The sequence below is a fragment of the Clostridium tarantellae genome, assembly GCF_009295725.1.
Taxonomy (GTDB): domain Bacteria; phylum Bacillota; class Clostridia; order Clostridiales; family Clostridiaceae; genus Sarcina; species Sarcina tarantellae.
In genome coordinates this window covers 1-668 of record NZ_WHJC01000592.1, presented here as the reverse complement: position 1 = coordinate 668, position 668 = coordinate 1, and the positions used below count along the sequence as shown (strand labels likewise).

General features: G+C 23.4%; 1 protein-coding gene. It reads left to right on the top strand.

Going from position 1 to position 668, the window contains the following annotated elements; genetic code table 11:
- Positions 1 to 141 precede the first annotated feature (141 nt).
- On the top strand, positions 142 to 668 hold a 527-nt coding region (locus GBZ86_RS16515), incomplete at its 3' end, for a class I SAM-dependent methyltransferase (protein WP_152892485.1).

The window sequence follows — 668 nt, the reverse complement described above, 5'->3', positions numbered from 1 at the left end:
GATTAAGTGAGTTTAATACAATATGACATATATCAAATTATAAAATAAAGTTATAGAAAAAATAATTTAGAATAAATTGGAAATATGTGCTAGTATAATATTATAAATTAAGTAAATATGGATTAAATAGGGGGAGATATATTGTTAGATAATAAGGGGTTTGACTTATGGGCAAAAGAGTATGAAAAAAGTGTTGAGAAAAGTTCAAATGAATATCCATTTGATGGTTACTATGATGTATTAAATTATGTGTATAATTCAGTTAATAACAAAAAGTTTAAGAAAATACTTGATATAGGTTTTGGAACTGGATTATTAACCAGTAAATTATATGAAGATGGAGCAAAAATATTTGGAATTGATTTTTCAAAAACAATGATAGATATAGCAAAGAAAAAGATGCCTAATGGAGTTTTTATACAAAGAGATTTTAACTTAGGTATACCATCAGAATTAACAAGTGAAAGATTTGATTACATTATATCTTCTTATGCAATTCATCATTTAAGTGATGATAAAAAAGTAGAATTTATATATGAATTAAAAAATTTATTGAATAAAGATGGGATGATAATAATTGCTGATGTAGCATTTAAATCAGAACAAGATTTACTTGAATGTAAAAGAGATAACTTAAATAAATGGGATGAAGATGAGATATATATGAT